Origin of the sequence: Candidatus Bandiella numerosa (genome assembly GCF_029981845.1) — a bacterium.
Classification (GTDB): Bacteria; Pseudomonadota; Alphaproteobacteria; order Rickettsiales; family Midichloriaceae; genus Aquirickettsia; species Aquirickettsia numerosa.
The window spans coordinates 1,129,224-1,145,803 of sequence record NZ_CP104164.1; the positions used below are offsets into that span (position 1 = coordinate 1,129,224).

The window sequence follows — 16,580 nt, forward strand, 5'->3', positions numbered from 1 at the left end:
TATATAACCTTCAATGCAAATAAAAATTTTTGAAATAGAGAAAGAAGATGATGGTTTGAGACTAGATAGGTGGTTTCATAGGCATATTCCCAACATGCCCTTTACTATTGTTGCTAAACTTGCAAGAAAAGGACAAATCAGAATTGATGGCAAGAGAGTTAAGATTAATACTCGTATAAGCCACAATCAAAAAATAAGAACTCCAATAATTGAATACGACGCTCCAATCAAACAAGAATATATCAAACCAAAGAATTTTAATGATATTAAAAATCAGATATTTAGCTCCATTATCCATGAGGATGAACATATAATTGTATTAAACAAACCATATGATTTATGTGTTCAAGATGGTTCTAATGTTAAAATATCAATAGATCGCGTATTTAAATTATCTAATCTAAACTACAATATTGTTCATAGAATAGACAAAGAGACAACAGGCTTAATTGTTTTTGCTAAAAATTCTTCCATAGCAGCAGATATAAGCAAGCTCTTTAGAGAAAAAGAAATATATAAATCATACCTAACAATCTTATGCGGTATACCTAAAAATAAAGAGGGTATAATAGAATCAACTATTAAAACCGGAGATTTTGATGCGCCAAAAGAATTGCATGCAAAAACAAAATTTAAAGTATTAGGCGAATACGAAGATTTACTCTCTTTAGTTGAAATGACACCCTTAACTGGTAGAAAACACCAAATTAGAATCCATAGCAAAGAAATTAATTGCCCAATATTAGGCGACCAAAAGCATAATTATCCCGGCGTTAAGCACAAAATTTATTTTGCCGATCACCTACATTTACACTCACATTCGTTAAATTTTAGTTTACTAGGTGAAAATCATAATTTTAAAGCAGAATTACCAGATCATTTTCAAAAAACCATTAATAAATATTTTTCAACAGTTAATATATCTAATTCATGAAAGAAGGAAAAATAGCAATATATCCAGGAACTTTTGATCCAATCACTTTAGGTCATCTTGATATAATAAAACGCTCAGCAACTTTGTTTGATAAATTAATTATTGCCGTCGCTACCGATACTCTAAAAAGTACACTCTTTTCTATTGATGAGAGGGTAAACATGATTAACTACGAAATAGAGCATAATAAAATGAAAAATGTCATTATTAAACCTTTTAAAGGCTTGTTAGTGAAATTTGTTAAAAATGAAAATGCAAACATTATAATTAGAGGATTAAGAGCTGTAGCAGATTTTGAATATGAATTTCAAATGTCATTTATAAATAGAACCTTAGATAGTGATATTGAAACTGTATTTTTACCAGCAACAGAAAATGTACATTTTATATCGTCCACTTTTGTAAAAGAAGTAACAAGATTAAGTGGTGATACCAAAAATTTAGTTACCCAAAATGTACAAAAACTTTTAATTAAAAAATTTAAGAATGCTTAGACTGAAAATTTTTGTATTACTATTTTATTTAATAATTAATACTGAAGCAACTGCTAATGAAACTGGTATTTTAACTGGACTTCCAATACCTAGATATGTGAGTTTAAAATCTAATGAGATTAAAATTCGTATTGGACCTGGGAAAAAATACCAAACCTCACATGTATATGAATGCATCAATTATCCTGTTAAAATTATAGCCGAGTTTGATAATTGGAGAAAAATTGAAGATATAAATCAAACCCAAGGTTGGGTTCATCAAAGTTTATTAAGTGGTACTAGGTATGTAATCATAACTGATAATGAATTTGTTATTAGGAAGGATTTAACTAATAAATTATTAGTTAATCAATCGTTAATTTTTAAAGCTCCAGATGAGAATTCCCCTCCAATATTAAAGGTTGAAGTTGGGGTGTTAGCAAAGATTATGAAATGTGAAAAATTCTGGTGTAAGGTAATAATTCAAAAATATAAAGGTTGGATAAGAAAGGCAAATATATGGGGTGTTGAATGATGTTATGAAGATTGGCATTGCAAATGATCATGCTGGATGTGAATTAAAGAAGCAAATCTCAAAGTATTTAGCAAAAGACTTAAATATTAATGTGCTTAACTATGGCACAGATACAGATGAATCTGTTGACTACCCTGATTATGCAAAAAAAATAATCACAGCCATTGAATCTAAAAAAATAGACTATGGAATATTGCTTTGTGGCTCAGGGATTGGAATGTCAATATGTGCAAATAAAAGTAAACATGTTAGAGCTGCATTGTGCCATAACTCAGAACTTGCAAAACTTTCTAGAGAACATAATAATGCCAACGTTTTAGTGCTCGGTGCAAGGTATTTATCTTTTGAGGAAACCAAGATAATTATACATTCATTTTTAACTCATAAGTTTGAAGCTGGAAGACATCTAAAAAGAGTCAAGAAGATGTAGTAAAGAAGCAATTACCCTTTTACTAATACCCTGGTTTCAAAAAGCATATCTTGTACGGCAACTTTTTCTTTAGTAAAGAGTATTGTAAAGAAATTAACTATAAAAACTCCGACAAAACTTAGTAGACATAATACTAAGTATCTAAATATTGATCTGGGAAAAGAAATGGTTTGCTCATTAACGCCAACAATTTTTATGTTCATTATCAATTTGCCTATGGTACCCTGAAACTTTGAAGCTTCAAAAAGCCCTATATATAGTACATTAATCATGATACCAACCAAATAGTAACTGAATGTGTGTACCTTTACACCATCAACATCGTAAATATTACCAATATTACTAAAACCAAAAACAATTGCATGCGGTATAGTTAAAATTATTGAATCAATTATAGTCGCTAAAATCCGCCTTGATAAACTTGAATAAATAATATTTTGCATCAGCATAAATAAAATACACGTCAATGTAATAAGGTTATTTTAAAAAAATATTTAAGTCAATCATTAACCTACCTTACGTATAATGTAAATTTTAATTTTTTACTCACCTTACGCAAGGATTGAAAGAAAGTTATGATAGGTGTAGAATCTAAAGACTTAATATTGAAGTGACCACCCAAACCATCCTTATGCTGATTTTATCTAAAAAGCTTTAGGTTGTTACCATTGCTCAAATTCTATTTTATCTTGAATAACTTCATCATTATCTTCGCCGCCCATTCTTGGTGCTCTGGTACAATCACCACTGTATTTACCACAAGAGACAGTATTATCTTTGCCATCACATACTAAATATGGATATTTATTTCCTCCAAAACTTTTGCCGCTATCAATAAACTCTTCGTTCCCATCAAAGCATACATACATAAACTGTCTATCATAATAACCAAAATATACTACGATAAGGCTTTTATTAAACATACCTTTTAAACAAGAGCCTAATTGATAGGTTACACACTTTACCTTTTTATTGGTGCAGTAATATACTGAGCTATAATCACCCAATATATCTGTGACTTCCTTCAATTTCATTCCTTTCTTTAAATGATTATTCGTTAAGTCATTGTACATACTGCATCTATAATGCACATATTTATGCGATTTATCATTGGATTTTGTTGCTTGTATTTCTATACGCTCCCATTCCTTAATCCATAACTTAGAATCAAACTTATCCGTGCCATACATATTGAACTTCAGTCCCAAAGGCACTATCTTTGTGATTACTAAGTATGCCATTACGAATATAATGGCATACTTAATTAATTTCTTAATAAATGCATTGCTCTTTTTGGCTTCGCTCATAACTTAACTTAAATTTGAATTTACTGCTTATTTTGTTTTGGAATTTTGCTAAATCTTTGTCACTTAAAGAATTGTTGTCTATAGCCTCAATCTGGCCTTCTGATAATCCGAAATAATCAGCTATCTCTTTTTTTGTCACGCCATCTCTCAATCTCTCAACTTTGTACTCTCCATCTTTATAGCTACAAAAACTATCAGAATGGCATCTTCCTAATATTTCTTGAGCACCCGTCACTTTATATTCAAGGGGAAATTCTTTGATAGCATGAACACTAACATCAATATGATGAATCACCTTGCCTGGGGGATGACTTCCCTTACTATTAACAAATCCTCTGTTGCCATTATAAATCTCAACCTTCTTATAAATCTCACCAGCTTTAACTTTATCACCATTTACAAGCTTTAATACCATGTCATACGCACCAGCCGAATCTACCATATTCACTTGACTAACCAAATCTGGTCTTAGTACTGAAATAATTATTCCCTCAAAGCCACCAGATGAATGCCCATTTAAGATTAACGGTTGTTTATTTCCACTTTCCTTATTGTATTTTTCAATGCTGCTCTATCCTATCTTTCAGAATCCCTTGTAGGCTATTAGTTCCAACTAATACATCATTAAGAGAGTCCCTAATAAAATTTTCAAGCCCTTCTTCAGTAAGATCTGCAGTGCCTGCTATATTGAAGCTAGCTACGCCGTTCTTAGTTGTTATCACTGATGCTTTAGAGGCTAACCGTTTATCTTCGTATACCTTGAAGAGCTTACTATTTTGCTCATTCCCAGCTGGTAATATATCTCTTTTGATTGCGTCCTCATCATAATACCCAGCATTAGCAAAAACTAGTATTTGATTAGTTGTCACACACTGTTTCTTTTCCTGTTGTTTTTCTTCTTTATTATCTTTTTCACCATTAGCATTTTGATTTTCTTGCTTCGGTGTAGGTATGTTAAAATAAATATTAGGGAAATTAGGGTTAGGGTTAACTATATTACCCATATGATCAAACTTATAATTTATTCTAGTAGGCTCAAATGTTTTTATTTTTAATAATGGGTTATCTTGAACACTGATAACAGGCAGATTCAATACACCACCGTGTCCAATGCTATTCCCACTTCCGAGCAATGAAAAGCTATTACTTGAATGTGAATATGAAGATGATGACGATGCTGGATTATTATTTTGTCCCAAGGAATGTGCAAAGCTAGGACCACTTTGTGTTCCTGGTCCTGGAATCGCCGTTAAGCCATTAGGCCCTATATGACAATTGATATTAGCTTCTACCATAGGAAACTTTAAGGGATCATTTTCTTTTATCCACTGATTAGCATTTTCAAATATTTCTTGAACATAATCCATTGCATTTTCTAAATAACTATCTACTATAACCTCTACAAAATTTTAAATGTCACCAGCTATATTTGATAATGAATAATAATCTAAAGTCAATTTCTTAACTTCTATTCACATCTAATTTGCTGATTACAAAATTTACTTAATAATTTATATCGTGCATCAGGTAAATCAATAATAAGCATGTTATAAAATTTGCATTTTAATCCATTAAAGATTAGATTCTTTGTCACTCTTTTTGGTAAATATTACTTAATCTTCCTATTTGAGAATTTTTAGGTAATACGAATTGTTTCAGGCGTTTTTAAAACTTTACTGCAACCAAGTTTATCTATTACAATTATCTTCAACTTGCAATTTAACAAAAAACTTTGTACCATAAACTATTGTGTGCTGAATTTTGACAAATTCAAGCCTTTAAGTATTTTAGCTTATGACAAGAGAAGCAGAAAAAGTAGTGAGGGGATGTGTGTGAAAGTGACCAATTAGATACTGCCTCTCATGTCATGGGTGATAATACGATCGATAATAGTGTATTGCAAGTGAAATAAAGCAACTTTATGTTAATTTTCTATTAACAACTTTTAGTATACTCATTTTTTTTAATTTATATATAAAACAATTTCCATTCAGTCAATTTTACCCAACAATGGTACGCATTAAAAATTGATATACTTGAAAAATAAAAGCGCTTATATTGATTTTATTAATTTTTATAATCTTTTTAAAAGTGAAATTATTCCTAAATACTCTTTATAGTAGATTTTTATTAATGATTTTATTACCTATTATTATCATTCAGATAGTAACGATAGTTATTTTTTATGAGAGGCATTGGGAAAATGTTTCAGGTAATATGCAAAATTTTTTAATTAACGATATAAACACAATAGTAAACTTTTATATTAAATATAAAAATAGCAATAATGAAGTTATTGCTGATCTAAATTCCTTAGGATTCAAGACATCATTATTGATCAACAAACCCAAACTTTCAGAAGGTCTTAGTGATTCATACATATCAAGTATCGCAACAAAAATTAGTAATTCTATAAAACATAAAACTCAACTATTCTACATAGATGATATGTCAAATATCAGAGGACTAATCTACCTAACAAATTCCCAGGTATTACAAGTAGACTTTTCAACAAAGAGAATTAAAAACCAAACAACTTATATATTTGTTATATGGATTTTAACTACTTCAATATTTTTTGGTTTGATCTCATTATTTTTTATGAAAAATCAGGTTAAATCAATTGTTAATCTTGATAAGGCAGCTATGGATTTTGGTCAGGGCAAAATATATCATTTTAAACCCTCTGGTGCTAAGGAGATTAGATCATTAGGATTATCCTTTTTAAGGATGCGTAAAAAAATTTTAAAACAAATAAAAAATAGAACTGAATTACTAGCCCATATAGCGCATGATTTAAGAACTCCCTTAACAAGAATTAAGTTACAATTATCTTTAATAAACGAAAATAACGATATTAAAAACATACATGATAATATTAAAAAAATTGAAGATATGATTAATAGTTATTTAATTTTTGCAAAGGAAGAGGGAAATGAAGAAAATAGGCAATGCAATTTAACACATATAATTAACAATATAATCAATCTACTAAACGATGATAGAATAACTTTCGATAATAAAATAAAAGAAAATCACCAAGTCCTTTTTTTAAAAGTAGATGCCATGGATAGAGCCCTAACAAATGTAGTTGACAATGCTTTAAAATATTGTCTTTCTAATGTTATGATATGTTTATTAAAAGTCAATGACCAAATTTTTATTCAGATTGAAGATGATGGCCCTGGCATTGATGAAAAAGATTATAAAAAAGCCTTAGAACCATTCAATCAATTAGGTATCAGTAAAAAGCAAGGATACGGTTTAGGGCTGGCTATAACAAAAAATATAATTAACGCTCATGGAGGAGATATTGTGCTTGATAAAAGTAAAATGGGTGGATTAAAAGTAACAATTAAATTACCAATTTAACAATGCAAAAACATAAAAAATTATTGCTATGCATACTTGATGGATGGGGATATTCTCATAAAAAAGATTTCAACGCAATATACTCTGCCAATACACCATGTATGGATTATTTATTAGCCAACTTCCCTGCATCTAAAATCAAAACTTGTGGCGAAAGTGTTGGGTTACCACCATTACAAATGGGAAATTCTGAGGTTGGTCATATGACTATTGGTGCAGGACGAGTAATACCTCAGGATTTACTCAGAGTAAATAGTATGATTAAGGATTGTACATTACTAAAAACTAATTCTACAGTAAAGAATCTGGTTATGAAAACCTCCAATAAAACTTGTCATGTATTAGGGATGATTTCAGACGGGGGTGTTCATTCACACATAGAACACATAATTAATTTTACAAAATTTTTAAATGATAACAATATAAAAGTCAGATTGCATGCTTTTACCGACGGTAGAGACACATCACCTAAAAAAGCTCAAGAATACATACGTGAATTAATAAAAAACAATATTGAAATAGCATCTATAAGTGGTAGATATTATGCCATGGATAGAGACAACAGATGGGATAGAACTAAATTATCATACGACGCTATTACTTTTAGTAGCGATCGTTGCTTTGAAGATCCAAATGATTATATTGAAAAAAGTTATAATGAAGGTATTACCGATGAATTTATAATTCCTGCATATAACAAATATTCTGATAAAATTGAAGATGGTGATTCATTATTATTTTTAAATTTTAGAGCCGACAGAATCAGACAAATTACCGAGTCACTTATATCAAAAAATTTTAACCATTTTGAAACAAAAAATTTAGATTTCTCATATATTGCTTCACTAGTTGAGTATTCATCTGAATTTAAAAAAACTATAGATGCGATAATTTCTCCTATGCAAATTAAAAATGATTTAGGTGAATATTTATCGAATAATAATTTAAAGCAACTCAGGATAGCTGAAACAGAGAAATATGCACATGTTACATATTTTTTTAATTGTGGCAGAGAGAGTAAATTAAATGGTGAAGAATGGTTATTAGTTCCCTCCCCTAAAGTTAAAACATACGATCTTAAACCAGAAATGTCTGCGTATGAAATCACCGATAAGTTAATTGCTTCGATAATGAGCAATAAATTTGATTTTTTGTGTGTTAATTATGCTAATGCAGACATGGTTGGTCACACCGGTAATATGGATGCAAGTATTATAGCGTGCTCTATTATTGATAAGTGTATAGAAAAACTTTTAAAAGTATGCAGAGAATATAATATTGAATTACTTATAACTGCAGACCATGGCAATGCTGAAGAAATGATGGAGAAAAATAGTGGACAGGTGAAAACATCACATACATTAAATGATGTACCTCTAATATATTTTGGCAATAAAAAAATAGAGCTACAAAATGGAGAACTATCAGATATAGCACCAACTATATTGGATTTATTAGAAATACCAAAACCAGTCGAAATGTCGGGAAAATCATTAATAAAATTAGTGGATAATTAAATAAAATTACACGGTTGTAGAGAATAAATTCCGTAGTTAAAATAATTAACAAGACGGCGCCTAAGAGACGCCGAATGCAGCAAAAGTATTATAAATCATCATGCATGAAGGAGCAGTAGAGGCTTCATCTGTAGTGGCTCCACTACACTTTTTTATTGCATTTGTATTAGTCATTTTTCCCACAGTCAAGTTAAAATTAGAATAGAACTATGACATTGAATAAAAAAAGGCTACCTTCCTAGTTGGTGAGCTAGTTCTTCCATATAATGAATTATTCCTTATTTGCAGCTAATTATATTTCATAATTGGTAGGAAATTTAAATAATATCTCGCTTTTTTAATCTTAATTGTAAAAAAAATTTATAATTTTATTTGATATAAATGACAATCATAAAGCCCTTTATATTTATATTTTTTTGAATATGTCATCCCGCATTTTAACATCACTTTACTAGAACCAATATTGTTTATATTGCAGCATGCAATTAAGCGTTTTAACTTTATTTCATATAATCCATAATGAATAATTTTTTTGGCTAGTTCTGTTGCATACCCTTTGCCCCAAAAATTTTTATGCAACACGTATCCAATTTCTATATCTTTATTTACTTCGTTAAATTCCAAATGAAACAGACCAGCTATCCCTATAAATATATCATCTTTGTATACATCAAAAAATGAAAAATTATATTGATTAAAATGATTGATCGCTTTATGCAAATTTTTTTCAATTTCCTGCTTATCTCTTGGCTTTCCATCTCCTAGGTACTTTATTACATCCGGGTCAGATTGTAGACTATACCAATTACTTAAACTATGAGCTGTACAAATTCTCATAGTTAATCTATCAGTTTTTAAAAAAAATCTTGCATATATTCTCTTAGACTATCGTTATTAGCCTATAATATATAATCCAAAAAATAAATAAACATATTATTCTTGAGGTATTAAACATTTATCTTTTTTCCTCTAAGTTTCATCACTTCTGTAATTATTTTCGCTACTGACTTATAATGCTCAAATGGAATTTCTTCATCCATTTTAACTGTTTTATATAAAGCCTGTGCTAGAGGTGAATCTTCATAAATTGGCACATCATTTTCTTCCGCAATTCTTCTAATTATTAGGGCTATATTATCAATCCCTTTTGCAACCACAATTGGGGCTGAGTCATCATTTTCAGGAGAGTATTTCAGCGCAACTGCATAATGTGTTGGGTTAGTTATAACAACATCTGCATTTGGAACTTTTGCCATCATTCTCTCCTTTAACCGTTTATTTCTAATGCTTTTTAATTTTGATTTAATTTGAGGATCACCTTCACTTTCCTTATATTCCTTTTTCAACTCTTCCTTACTCATCATAAGATTTGAAATGTATTTATGTCTTTGATAAAGAAAATCCAGTGCTGCAATGAAAAACATAATCACACATACCGTTATAAAAATATCTTTTAGAGATTGATTCAAAAAACTTAATATTCCAGCCATATTAAGCGTATGAATCATTGTAAATTTAAACATTTCAGATTTGATAGTCATGTATATAGCGATGCTAATAATGAATATTTTGACCAGTCCTTTAACTAACTCAACAACTGAATTTAATGAAAAAATCCTATTAAATCCTGAAAAAATAGAAATTCTGTTTAACTGAAATTTAATAACCTCAGGAACAAACAAAACACCGTTTTGCAATAAATTCCCTAAAATTGCAGCAATCAAACAAAATAATAATGGGACGAAAGCTATAGAAAATAATATAATCAATGTTTGTTTTATTAGATGAGTAATAGTATTTGGTTTTAAAATTATTTGATGAGACTGATCAATAAAATAGGAAAGTTGATTAACAGCTTTTAGGCTAATTTTTGGAAATATAAATACTATCAATAATGCAATGAAGATAAATAGTATGAAACTGTTAAATTCCTTAGATAAAGGTATATTACCTTTCTTTTTGGCATCTTCCAATTTCTTGGCAGTTGGTTGTTCCGTTTTTTGTGATTTATCTTCTTGCTGCGCTTCAGACATTATCCAAATAGATTGTTAATATGGTGCGTGTATTTCTCAATAAACCAAATCATCAAAGTTGATATTGTAATAGAAAGAAATAAAAATCCAATTAAAAATTGTAGAGGTATAATTAAAAAGAATATATGTAACTGTGGCATTAGCCTTGATAATATTCCTCCACCAATATTAATCAGTAAACTGATAATTATAAATGAGGATGCCATTTTTATACTTAGTACCCATACTTCATTAACAATTTTGACTATTGTTTGTGTATAATCCGCACTATATTCCGCATAACTTAAGATTGGAAATGTTTTATAGCTAGATGCTATCCCACTAATAATAGTGTGATCAATTCCAACTGCAAAAATCAGTACTATAACTAAAATTGTAAAAAAATTTCCAAGTAATGTACCTTGTTGCGAGGCTTGTGACGGATCAACAAGCGTTGCAGCTGAAAGCCCCATCGAATTGCTTATAATAAAACCAAATGTGGTTACTACTGAAACAAAAATTTTTAAAAATAATCCTATAAATATCCCAACTATAATTTCGCTAGATATATTTAAAAATAACTCTATTGAACTGTTTGGGATAGGAAGTAAATTAGTCGTAAAAGTCACTGGCAAGAGAACTATACTTAATACTAACGAAAATAATAATCTTATCCTAATATTAATTAAAGTTTCTCCGATACCTGGTGCAAACATCATTACACTCCCTACCCTGCAGAATATTATTAAAAAAGTGTAGATGAAGCTTACTGAATACAGTGATAAATTCATATATAAATGATTAAATCTATAATATTGTCAAAAAGTAAGTTATATTATCGTAAAATAAAAGAATATATTGCATATGTTGTATTTGACAAGAAAAATAGACGAATCAATTATTATTAATAATGATATAACAATAAAAATCATTGAGATTAATAAAAATACTGTAAAACTTGGTATTGAATCACCTAAATCCTCAACAATCCTAAGAAAAGAAGTTCATGATATAGTTGTCAAAGAAAACATGGATGCGCTATTGTCATTTGATGAGGTTAATAATGAGGATGACTAAAGTGAATTGAGTAATTGATTTTGTTAAATTTGTCATGAAACTAATTTATTTTTTTATTTTTCAACTGTTTTTAGTTTTTCAGAGCTATGCAGAACAGATATTATATGACGATGAGGTTAATAATTATTTTCATAATTTGTCGACTCCAATTTTTAAAGTAGCAAATTTAGATGATAGAAATATCAAAATTCAAATAATATTATCCAACGTTATAAATGCTTTTGTGAGTGATGGAAGTAACGTATATTTATACACTGGTTTGATCTGTAATTCAGATGATTTAGATGGATTGATCGGTGTAATAGCGCACGAAACTGCTCATATTAAACAAAGTCACATATTAAAATTTAAAGAAGAAATAAATTTAAGTAAGAAAAAAGCAATATTTTCAACAATCATGGGGCTTGCAATTGGCCTTGCTACAAATGAACCAGGAATTGCTACAATAGGTGTTTTAAGTGGAGTTGATAGAGCAAACTTAGAAATTCTAAAACATAGTAGACATAACGAATATGCTGCAGATAGGTTAGCTTTAAAATATTTGCAGGATTTAGGCATAAAAAAAGAAGGGATGGTAAGTTTTTTTAAGAAATTAGAAAATAAGGAACGTATATTTAATTTTACAAACTCATATCGTTTAACTCATCCACTTAGCAGAGAAAGAATAAAATCCATTGAATCAAGTGCTAATGATAACATAATTAAAAATAATACTAGATACCCAAGTAAACAATTACAAAACAGATTTAACTTGATTAAGGCAAAATTGTTTGCCTTAACTCACTCTCCAAAAGAAACATTAGATATTTATAACTGTAATAAAGATTATTGTTTATACGCTCAATCCTTCGCATATGGTAGTCAAAAAAATTATCTAAAATCAATTACTTTGATTGATAAATTAATAGAAAAAGAGCCTAATTATGAATATTTTTATTTAACTAAGGCACAATATTTATTTGAATTTGGAAAAATTGAAGAGTCAACTAGTTATTATGAAAGGTCAATAAAAATAAATCCAGGACTGTATGTTGCAAAATATGAGTTATCCAATAATCTCATTTTATTAAAAAAAGATATGATGCGTGTAATTTCAATGCTAAAGGAATTGGTATTTCACTTCAAACATATACCTGAAATATGGAAAAAATTAGGTAATGCATATTATATTAATCAAAATTATTTTGAAGCAAATAAGTGCTATATAGAGGATGCAATATTAAGAAATGATAAGAAGCTTGGAAAACTTTTTTTAGTAAGAGCAAAAAAATATCAAAAAACTACTGAACAAAAAAATGAATTAGCTTTTATTGAGAAAAAACTAAATGAACTAAAGGAATAACGCAAGATATAGTTATCAAAATGAATTAATAAATCTTACTAATAAATAAAAAATATTTTGTTTTGTAACATAATTGTAACATTTGATCAGTATAATAGAGTTAGATAAGGAGAGATTATCTATTAGGAAGTTCTTGATTTGTGGGGTTTTACCCCTCAAGTTAAGATTTTGGTTTTGTATAAATTCAATAGAAAAAATTTTCTAAAAGTATAGATGCTGACACCATATCGTCCATTTTATTTCTTACCTTTCTTTTTAACTTTGCTTCCTTGAGTAATGTATTTGCGAGTGATGTAGTGAACCTTTCATCGCTCAAAATAATTGGTATATTCACTTTACTCACAAGCATACCAGCAAATTTTTTAATTTCGTCAGTCTGCACTGTTTCATTACCGTCCAAATGTAATGGATATCCCACAATAACGGCATTAACACGATTTTCACTTAACAATTTAATTAATTTATCAAATTCGCTAGTTATATTATTAAAAATTATTAAAGGTGTTACAACATTAACCTCACTGTTATATATTGCTAGGCCTGATTTTTTAAAACCAAAATCGATTCCTAAAACTTTAAATTTATTTAGCTTATTTAATTCATTTAAAAATTCACCTTTACTTTCAAATATCATATAGTAAAAAGATAATAATTGTAATTGAACGTAATGATACAATGGATATAAGCAAATCTGAAGTAAAAAGAATAACCGAACTATCAAGCATTGCTTGCAGTGAAGATGAATTATCATCCTATATGAAAGACCTATCGAAAATAATAGAGTTATTTGACAAGCTAAAATACGTTAATACTGATAACATTGAGCCATTATATAATGTTATCGATGATAATTTAAGATTGAGAAAAGATGTATCTATAAAGAAAAATACTAAAAAAGACATATTAAAAAATGTGCCAAAAAGTAAATATGGATTTTATGTAGTTCCAAAGATGATTGAGTAGTATCAAATATGCAATATCATATTTTAGTTATTGACGATGATGATGAAATTAGACAACTTCTCGCAAAATACCTAAATAAAAATGATTACATAGTTAGCCTCGCCTCAAACACTGCTATTGCAGAGGAATTGTTTGAGCTCTTTCAATTTGATTTAGTGATTTTAGATGTATTAATGCCTAAGGAAACAGGTTTAGAGTTTTTAAAACGCAAAACTTTAAAGCAACCGGTTATAATGTTAACTGCTTTAGGTGATGTAGATGACCGAATAAATGGCTTAGAAAATGGAGCTGAAGATTATATTGCCAAACCATTTGAACCAAAAGAATTGTTAATAAGGATTGAAAAATTAATTTCAAGGTTTAAAAAAGATTCATTGACTGAAAAAAAAATAAAATTTGGAGATTTTCAATTTGATTTGGAAAGAAAAACTCTTCTACATAACAATGTTCCCATCCCTCTAACTACTAGCCAACGTGATTTATTAAATATTTTTGCTAAAAACCTGGGAATAATAATATCTAGAGAAGAGATAGCAAAACAATTAAATGATATCAATATCAGGACTATAGATACACAAATTACCAGGCTTAGAAGCAAGATAGAAAAAGACCATAAATCTCCTATATTCTTACAAACCGTAAGAAATCATGGATATGTATTGTGGGGATAAATAACTTACTGGAATTAATTACAATCTTTCAAATATTTTTCTTATGTCTTTCATCTCGAGCTTTATGAATGTTGGTCTACCATGATTGCATTGCTCTGAAAATGAGGTTTGCTCAATTTGCCTTAAGAGCGCATTCATCTCTTCCAAATTTAGGGTTCTACCAGCTCTTATACTTGAATGACAAGCAATATTGCCCCAAATTTCATCAATTTTTTCATTAATTAACTCTATATCATCAAATAAATAACTATTTTCAGCAATACTTTTTACAAAATTACTTATATCTAGATTTTGAAATACCACAGGAATTTGCCTGACTAAAATTTGCGAAATTCCATTTCTCTCAATTATTAAACCAAATATTCTTAGGTTATCTTTTTTTTGCATTATCTCTTCAGTTAACACCTTTCCCAATTCTATTATTTCGGGTATAAGTAAAATCTGGCTTTCAACCTTACCATTTTTTAGTTGCTCCTTAATTTTCTCCAAGGTTAACCTCTCATGTGCAGCGTGCTGATCTACAAGAATTAAGCTGCCACTTTTTTCTGCTACTATGTAGGTTTTATCTATTTGGCATTTTGCAAAACCCAATGGATACTCTTGATTTGTAGTACTATAATTTTGAGCAATACTTTTTTGCTCTATTTCATTTTTAACAAAGTTACTTAAATATCTTTCTTCAACTTTTTTATCTGATATCTCTTTATGAGTATTGTCATATTCAGAGAAGTTTGAATTTGCACTATTGCCTATTATATCTTCATGATTATTTATTAAATTTTTAAGCCCCTGCTGTCTGGTTAGATTTTCATTCCTTATGAATAATTTATCCAAAACTTTATTATACTCCTGCCTATGCTTTGTGTAAGGTATACCTTGAGGTTTAAAAAGCCTAACAGCATCATTTGCTAATTCATTATTACTCATTAACTCAGCTTCTGAAATTGCAGCTCTTATAGCACTTATAATAACACCTTTGATTTTTTGCGAATCTCTAAATCTGACCTCAGCTTTAGTTGGATGCACATTAACATCAACTAATTTTGGATCAATATCCAAATATAAGACTATTTGCGGAAATCTATTATGTGGTATTAGATTTCTATACGCAGCTTTTACTGCAATCGATAAAACCTTATCTCTAACAAATCTTTTGTTAATAAAAAAATGTTGATTCAAAGAAGTTGCAGAATTATAGGTTGGAATTGATGCATATCCATAAATTTTAATTTCCTCCTCTTCTAGGAAAAACTTTATGGAGTTATCAATGAATCTCTTACCTAAAATATCTTCTACTCTTTGAGATGAATCAAGAATTGATTCATCTTGAGCTTTAGTATCAATAATTACTTTTTCATTTGAGATAAGCTTGAAACTGATATTTTCTTTTGATAATGCCAATTTATTCACCAATTCAATGGATGCACTTGTTTCACTAGCCTCTGATTTTAAGAATTTTAGCCTTGTAGGTGTAGAAAAAAACAAATCCTTTACTTGTATGGTTGTGCCAATATTTTTGGCAATTGGTTTTAAACTGGATTTTTCTCCACCCGTTACTTCAATTTCCCAGGCATCATCATATTCATGATATTTACTCATAATTCTTAATTTGCTAACAGCAGCAATTGATGGCAAAGCCTCACCTCTAAAGCCTAAGTATTGGATATTGCTTATATCTTCTTCATTAAGTTTAGATGTAGCATGCCTCTCTAACGCCAATTCAATTTCATCTTTTTTGATTCCTTTGCCATTATCTGTAACAGCAATAAAATTCCTTCCTCCCCTACTAATCTCAATTTCTATTTCTGTTGCTCCTGCATCAATTGAATTTTCCACCAACTCTTTTACAACCGACAATGGTCTATCAACAACCTCTCCTGCTGCTATTTTATTAATCGTATTAGTACTTAAGATACGTATGGGCATGATTAAAACTCTGAACTTGAA

Annotated in this window: 19 protein-coding genes; 10 read left to right on the forward strand and 9 right to left on the reverse strand. The window is 29.2% G+C overall.

The annotated features are described in order from the left end of the window. The first annotated feature begins 13 nt into the window (after positions 1-13). The 4 genes from N3Z17_RS05370 to rpiB are packed head-to-tail and all read left to right on the forward strand — an operon-like array spanning position 14 to position 2,372. Positions 14-934, forward strand: coding sequence for an RluA family pseudouridine synthase (locus N3Z17_RS05370; protein ID WP_282471694.1), 921 nt, complete (start codon positions 14-16; stop codon positions 932-934). Beyond that, complete coding sequence (gene coaD / locus N3Z17_RS05375; RefSeq protein WP_282471695.1) at positions 931-1,428, forward strand: pantetheine-phosphate adenylyltransferase; 498 nt, start codon at positions 931-933, stop codon at positions 1,426-1,428. The genes N3Z17_RS05370 and coaD overlap by 4 nt, the downstream gene beginning before the upstream one ends. Next, a complete protein-coding gene (locus N3Z17_RS05380; protein ID WP_282471696.1) occupies positions 1,421-1,942 on the forward strand; it encodes an SH3 domain-containing protein in 522 nt (173 codons plus the stop codon). Before coaD ends, N3Z17_RS05380 begins: the two co-directional genes overlap by 8 nt. A 4-nt stretch (positions 1,943-1,946) precedes the next feature. Continuing rightward, positions 1,947-2,372: a ribose 5-phosphate isomerase B gene (rpiB, locus tag N3Z17_RS05385; protein ID WP_282471697.1), complete on the forward strand. Its 426-nt coding sequence runs from the start codon at positions 1,947-1,949 to the stop codon at positions 2,370-2,372. A gap of 11 nt (positions 2,373-2,383) precedes the next feature. Here rpiB and N3Z17_RS05390 read toward each other — a convergent pair whose 3' ends face one another. The 4 genes from N3Z17_RS05390 to N3Z17_RS05405 all read right to left on the reverse strand — a co-directional run bounded on the left by N3Z17_RS05390 (position 2,384) and on the right by N3Z17_RS05405 (position 5,046). Continuing rightward, positions 2,384-2,815: an RDD family protein gene (locus tag N3Z17_RS05390; RefSeq protein WP_282471698.1), complete on the reverse strand. Its 432-nt coding sequence runs from the start codon at positions 2,813-2,815 to the stop codon at positions 2,384-2,386. 219 nt (positions 2,816-3,034) lie between these two features. Continuing rightward, on the reverse strand, positions 3,035-3,679 hold the full coding sequence (locus N3Z17_RS05395) for a hypothetical protein (RefSeq protein ID WP_282471699.1): 645 nt from the start codon (positions 3,677-3,679) through the stop codon (positions 3,035-3,037). Continuing rightward, positions 3,645-4,121: a hypothetical protein gene (locus N3Z17_RS05400; RefSeq protein WP_282471700.1), complete on the reverse strand. Its 477-nt coding sequence runs from the start codon at positions 4,119-4,121 to the stop codon at positions 3,645-3,647. Before N3Z17_RS05400 ends, N3Z17_RS05395 begins: the two co-directional genes overlap by 35 nt. 118 nt (positions 4,122-4,239) lie before the next feature. Beyond that, on the reverse strand, positions 4,240-5,046 hold the full coding sequence (locus tag N3Z17_RS05405) for a hypothetical protein (protein WP_282471701.1): 807 nt from the start codon (positions 5,044-5,046) through the stop codon (positions 4,240-4,242). Between the two features lie 766 nt (positions 5,047-5,812). Between N3Z17_RS05405 and N3Z17_RS05410 the strand changes: the two genes are divergently transcribed. Further along, on the forward strand, positions 5,813-7,051 hold the full coding sequence (locus tag N3Z17_RS05410) for a sensor histidine kinase (RefSeq protein WP_282471702.1): 1,239 nt from the start codon (positions 5,813-5,815) through the stop codon (positions 7,049-7,051). A gap of 2 nt (positions 7,052-7,053) precedes the next feature. Further along, entirely contained in the window at positions 7,054-8,568 is a 1,515-nt protein-coding gene (gpmI, locus tag N3Z17_RS05415; RefSeq protein WP_282471703.1) for a 2,3-bisphosphoglycerate-independent phosphoglycerate mutase, read from the forward strand. Positions 8,569-8,928: 360 nt separating this feature from the next. Here the strand turns inward: gpmI and N3Z17_RS05420 are convergent, their stop codons facing one another. The 3 genes from N3Z17_RS05420 to N3Z17_RS05430 all read right to left on the reverse strand — a co-directional run bounded on the left by N3Z17_RS05420 (position 8,929) and on the right by N3Z17_RS05430 (position 11,371). After that, a complete protein-coding gene (locus N3Z17_RS05420; RefSeq protein WP_282471704.1) occupies positions 8,929-9,405 on the reverse strand; it encodes a GNAT family N-acetyltransferase in 477 nt (158 codons plus the stop codon). Positions 9,406-9,515: 110 nt separating this feature from the next. Continuing rightward, on the reverse strand, positions 9,516-10,601 hold the full coding sequence (gene flhB / locus N3Z17_RS05425; protein ID WP_282471705.1) for a flagellar biosynthesis protein FlhB: 1,086 nt from the start codon (positions 10,599-10,601) through the stop codon (positions 9,516-9,518). Further along, entirely contained in the window at positions 10,601-11,371 is a 771-nt protein-coding gene (locus N3Z17_RS05430) for a flagellar biosynthetic protein FliR (RefSeq protein ID WP_282471706.1), read from the reverse strand. The genes flhB and N3Z17_RS05430 overlap by 1 nt, the downstream gene beginning before the upstream one ends. 73 nt (positions 11,372-11,444) lie before the next feature. On the opposite strand from N3Z17_RS05430, the gene csrA reads away from it, so the two are divergent. Together csrA and N3Z17_RS05440 are read left to right on the forward strand one after the other, a co-directional pair. Then, on the forward strand, positions 11,445-11,657 hold the full coding sequence (gene csrA, locus N3Z17_RS05435) for a carbon storage regulator CsrA (RefSeq protein ID WP_282471707.1): 213 nt from the start codon (positions 11,445-11,447) through the stop codon (positions 11,655-11,657). Between the two features lie 34 nt (positions 11,658-11,691). Next, complete coding sequence (locus N3Z17_RS05440) at positions 11,692-12,999, forward strand: M48 family metalloprotease (RefSeq protein WP_282471708.1); 1,308 nt, start codon at positions 11,692-11,694, stop codon at positions 12,997-12,999. Positions 13,000-13,183: 184 nt separating this feature from the next. On the opposite strand, the gene ruvX is transcribed toward N3Z17_RS05440, so the two are convergent. Then, positions 13,184-13,633: a Holliday junction resolvase RuvX gene (gene ruvX / locus N3Z17_RS05445; RefSeq protein ID WP_282471709.1), complete on the reverse strand. Its 450-nt coding sequence runs from the start codon at positions 13,631-13,633 to the stop codon at positions 13,184-13,186. A gap of 41 nt (positions 13,634-13,674) precedes the next feature. Between ruvX and gatC the strand changes: the two genes are divergently transcribed. Beyond that, a complete protein-coding gene (gene gatC, locus N3Z17_RS05450) occupies positions 13,675-13,962 on the forward strand; it encodes an Asp-tRNA(Asn)/Glu-tRNA(Gln) amidotransferase subunit GatC (protein WP_282471710.1) in 288 nt (95 codons plus the stop codon). An 8-nt stretch (positions 13,963-13,970) separates the two neighbouring features. Continuing rightward, entirely contained in the window at positions 13,971-14,633 is a 663-nt protein-coding gene (locus N3Z17_RS05455) for a response regulator transcription factor (RefSeq protein WP_282471711.1), read from the forward strand. A gap of 18 nt (positions 14,634-14,651) precedes the next feature. Here the strand turns inward: N3Z17_RS05455 and mutL are convergent, their stop codons facing one another. Further along, positions 14,652-16,559 carry a DNA mismatch repair endonuclease MutL gene (gene mutL / locus N3Z17_RS05460; RefSeq protein ID WP_282471712.1) on the reverse strand — a complete coding sequence of 636 codons (1,908 nt, stop codon included), beginning with the start codon at positions 16,557-16,559 and terminating at the stop codon, positions 14,652-14,654. Positions 16,560-16,580 lie beyond the last annotated feature (21 nt).

Bases quoted from the DNA above. Each gene is read 5' to 3' on its own strand.
- N3Z17_RS05370 (WP_282471694.1), top strand. From the start codon at position 14: ATGCAAATAAAAATTTTTGAAATAGAGAAAGAAGATGATGGTTTGAGA.
- coaD (WP_282471695.1), top strand. From the start codon at position 931: ATGAAAGAAGGAAAAATAGCAATATATCCAGGAACTTTTGATCCAATC.
- N3Z17_RS05380 (WP_282471696.1), top strand. From the start codon at position 1,421: ATGCTTAGACTGAAAATTTTTGTATTACTATTTTATTTAATAATTAAT.
- rpiB (WP_282471697.1), top strand. From the start codon at position 1,947: ATGAAGATTGGCATTGCAAATGATCATGCTGGATGTGAATTAAAGAAG.
- N3Z17_RS05390 (WP_282471698.1), bottom strand. From the start codon at position 2,815: ATGCAAAATATTATTTATTCAAGTTTATCAAGGCGGATTTTAGCGACT.
- N3Z17_RS05395 (WP_282471699.1), bottom strand. From the start codon at position 3,679: ATGAGCGAAGCCAAAAAGAGCAATGCATTTATTAAGAAATTAATTAAG.
- N3Z17_RS05400 (WP_282471700.1), bottom strand. From the start codon at position 4,121: ATGGTAGATTCGGCTGGTGCGTATGACATGGTATTAAAGCTTGTAAAT.
- N3Z17_RS05405 (WP_282471701.1), bottom strand. From the start codon at position 5,046: ATGGATTATGTTCAAGAAATATTTGAAAATGCTAATCAGTGGATAAAA.
- N3Z17_RS05410 (WP_282471702.1), top strand. From the start codon at position 5,813: ATGATTTTATTACCTATTATTATCATTCAGATAGTAACGATAGTTATT.
- gpmI (WP_282471703.1), top strand. From the start codon at position 7,054: ATGCAAAAACATAAAAAATTATTGCTATGCATACTTGATGGATGGGGA.
- N3Z17_RS05420 (WP_282471704.1), bottom strand. From the start codon at position 9,405: ATGAGAATTTGTACAGCTCATAGTTTAAGTAATTGGTATAGTCTACAA.
- flhB (WP_282471705.1), bottom strand. From the start codon at position 10,601: ATGTCTGAAGCGCAGCAAGAAGATAAATCACAAAAAACGGAACAACCA.
- N3Z17_RS05430 (WP_282471706.1), bottom strand. From the start codon at position 11,371: ATGAATTTATCACTGTATTCAGTAAGCTTCATCTACACTTTTTTAATA.
- csrA (WP_282471707.1), top strand. From the start codon at position 11,445: ATGTTGTATTTGACAAGAAAAATAGACGAATCAATTATTATTAATAAT.
- N3Z17_RS05440 (WP_282471708.1), top strand. From the start codon at position 11,692: ATGAAACTAATTTATTTTTTTATTTTTCAACTGTTTTTAGTTTTTCAG.
- ruvX (WP_282471709.1), bottom strand. From the start codon at position 13,633: ATGATATTTGAAAGTAAAGGTGAATTTTTAAATGAATTAAATAAGCTA.
- gatC (WP_282471710.1), top strand. From the start codon at position 13,675: ATGGATATAAGCAAATCTGAAGTAAAAAGAATAACCGAACTATCAAGC.
- N3Z17_RS05455 (WP_282471711.1), top strand. From the start codon at position 13,971: ATGCAATATCATATTTTAGTTATTGACGATGATGATGAAATTAGACAA.
- mutL (WP_282471712.1), bottom strand. From the start codon at position 16,559: ATGCCCATACGTATCTTAAGTACTAATACGATTAATAAAATAGCAGCA.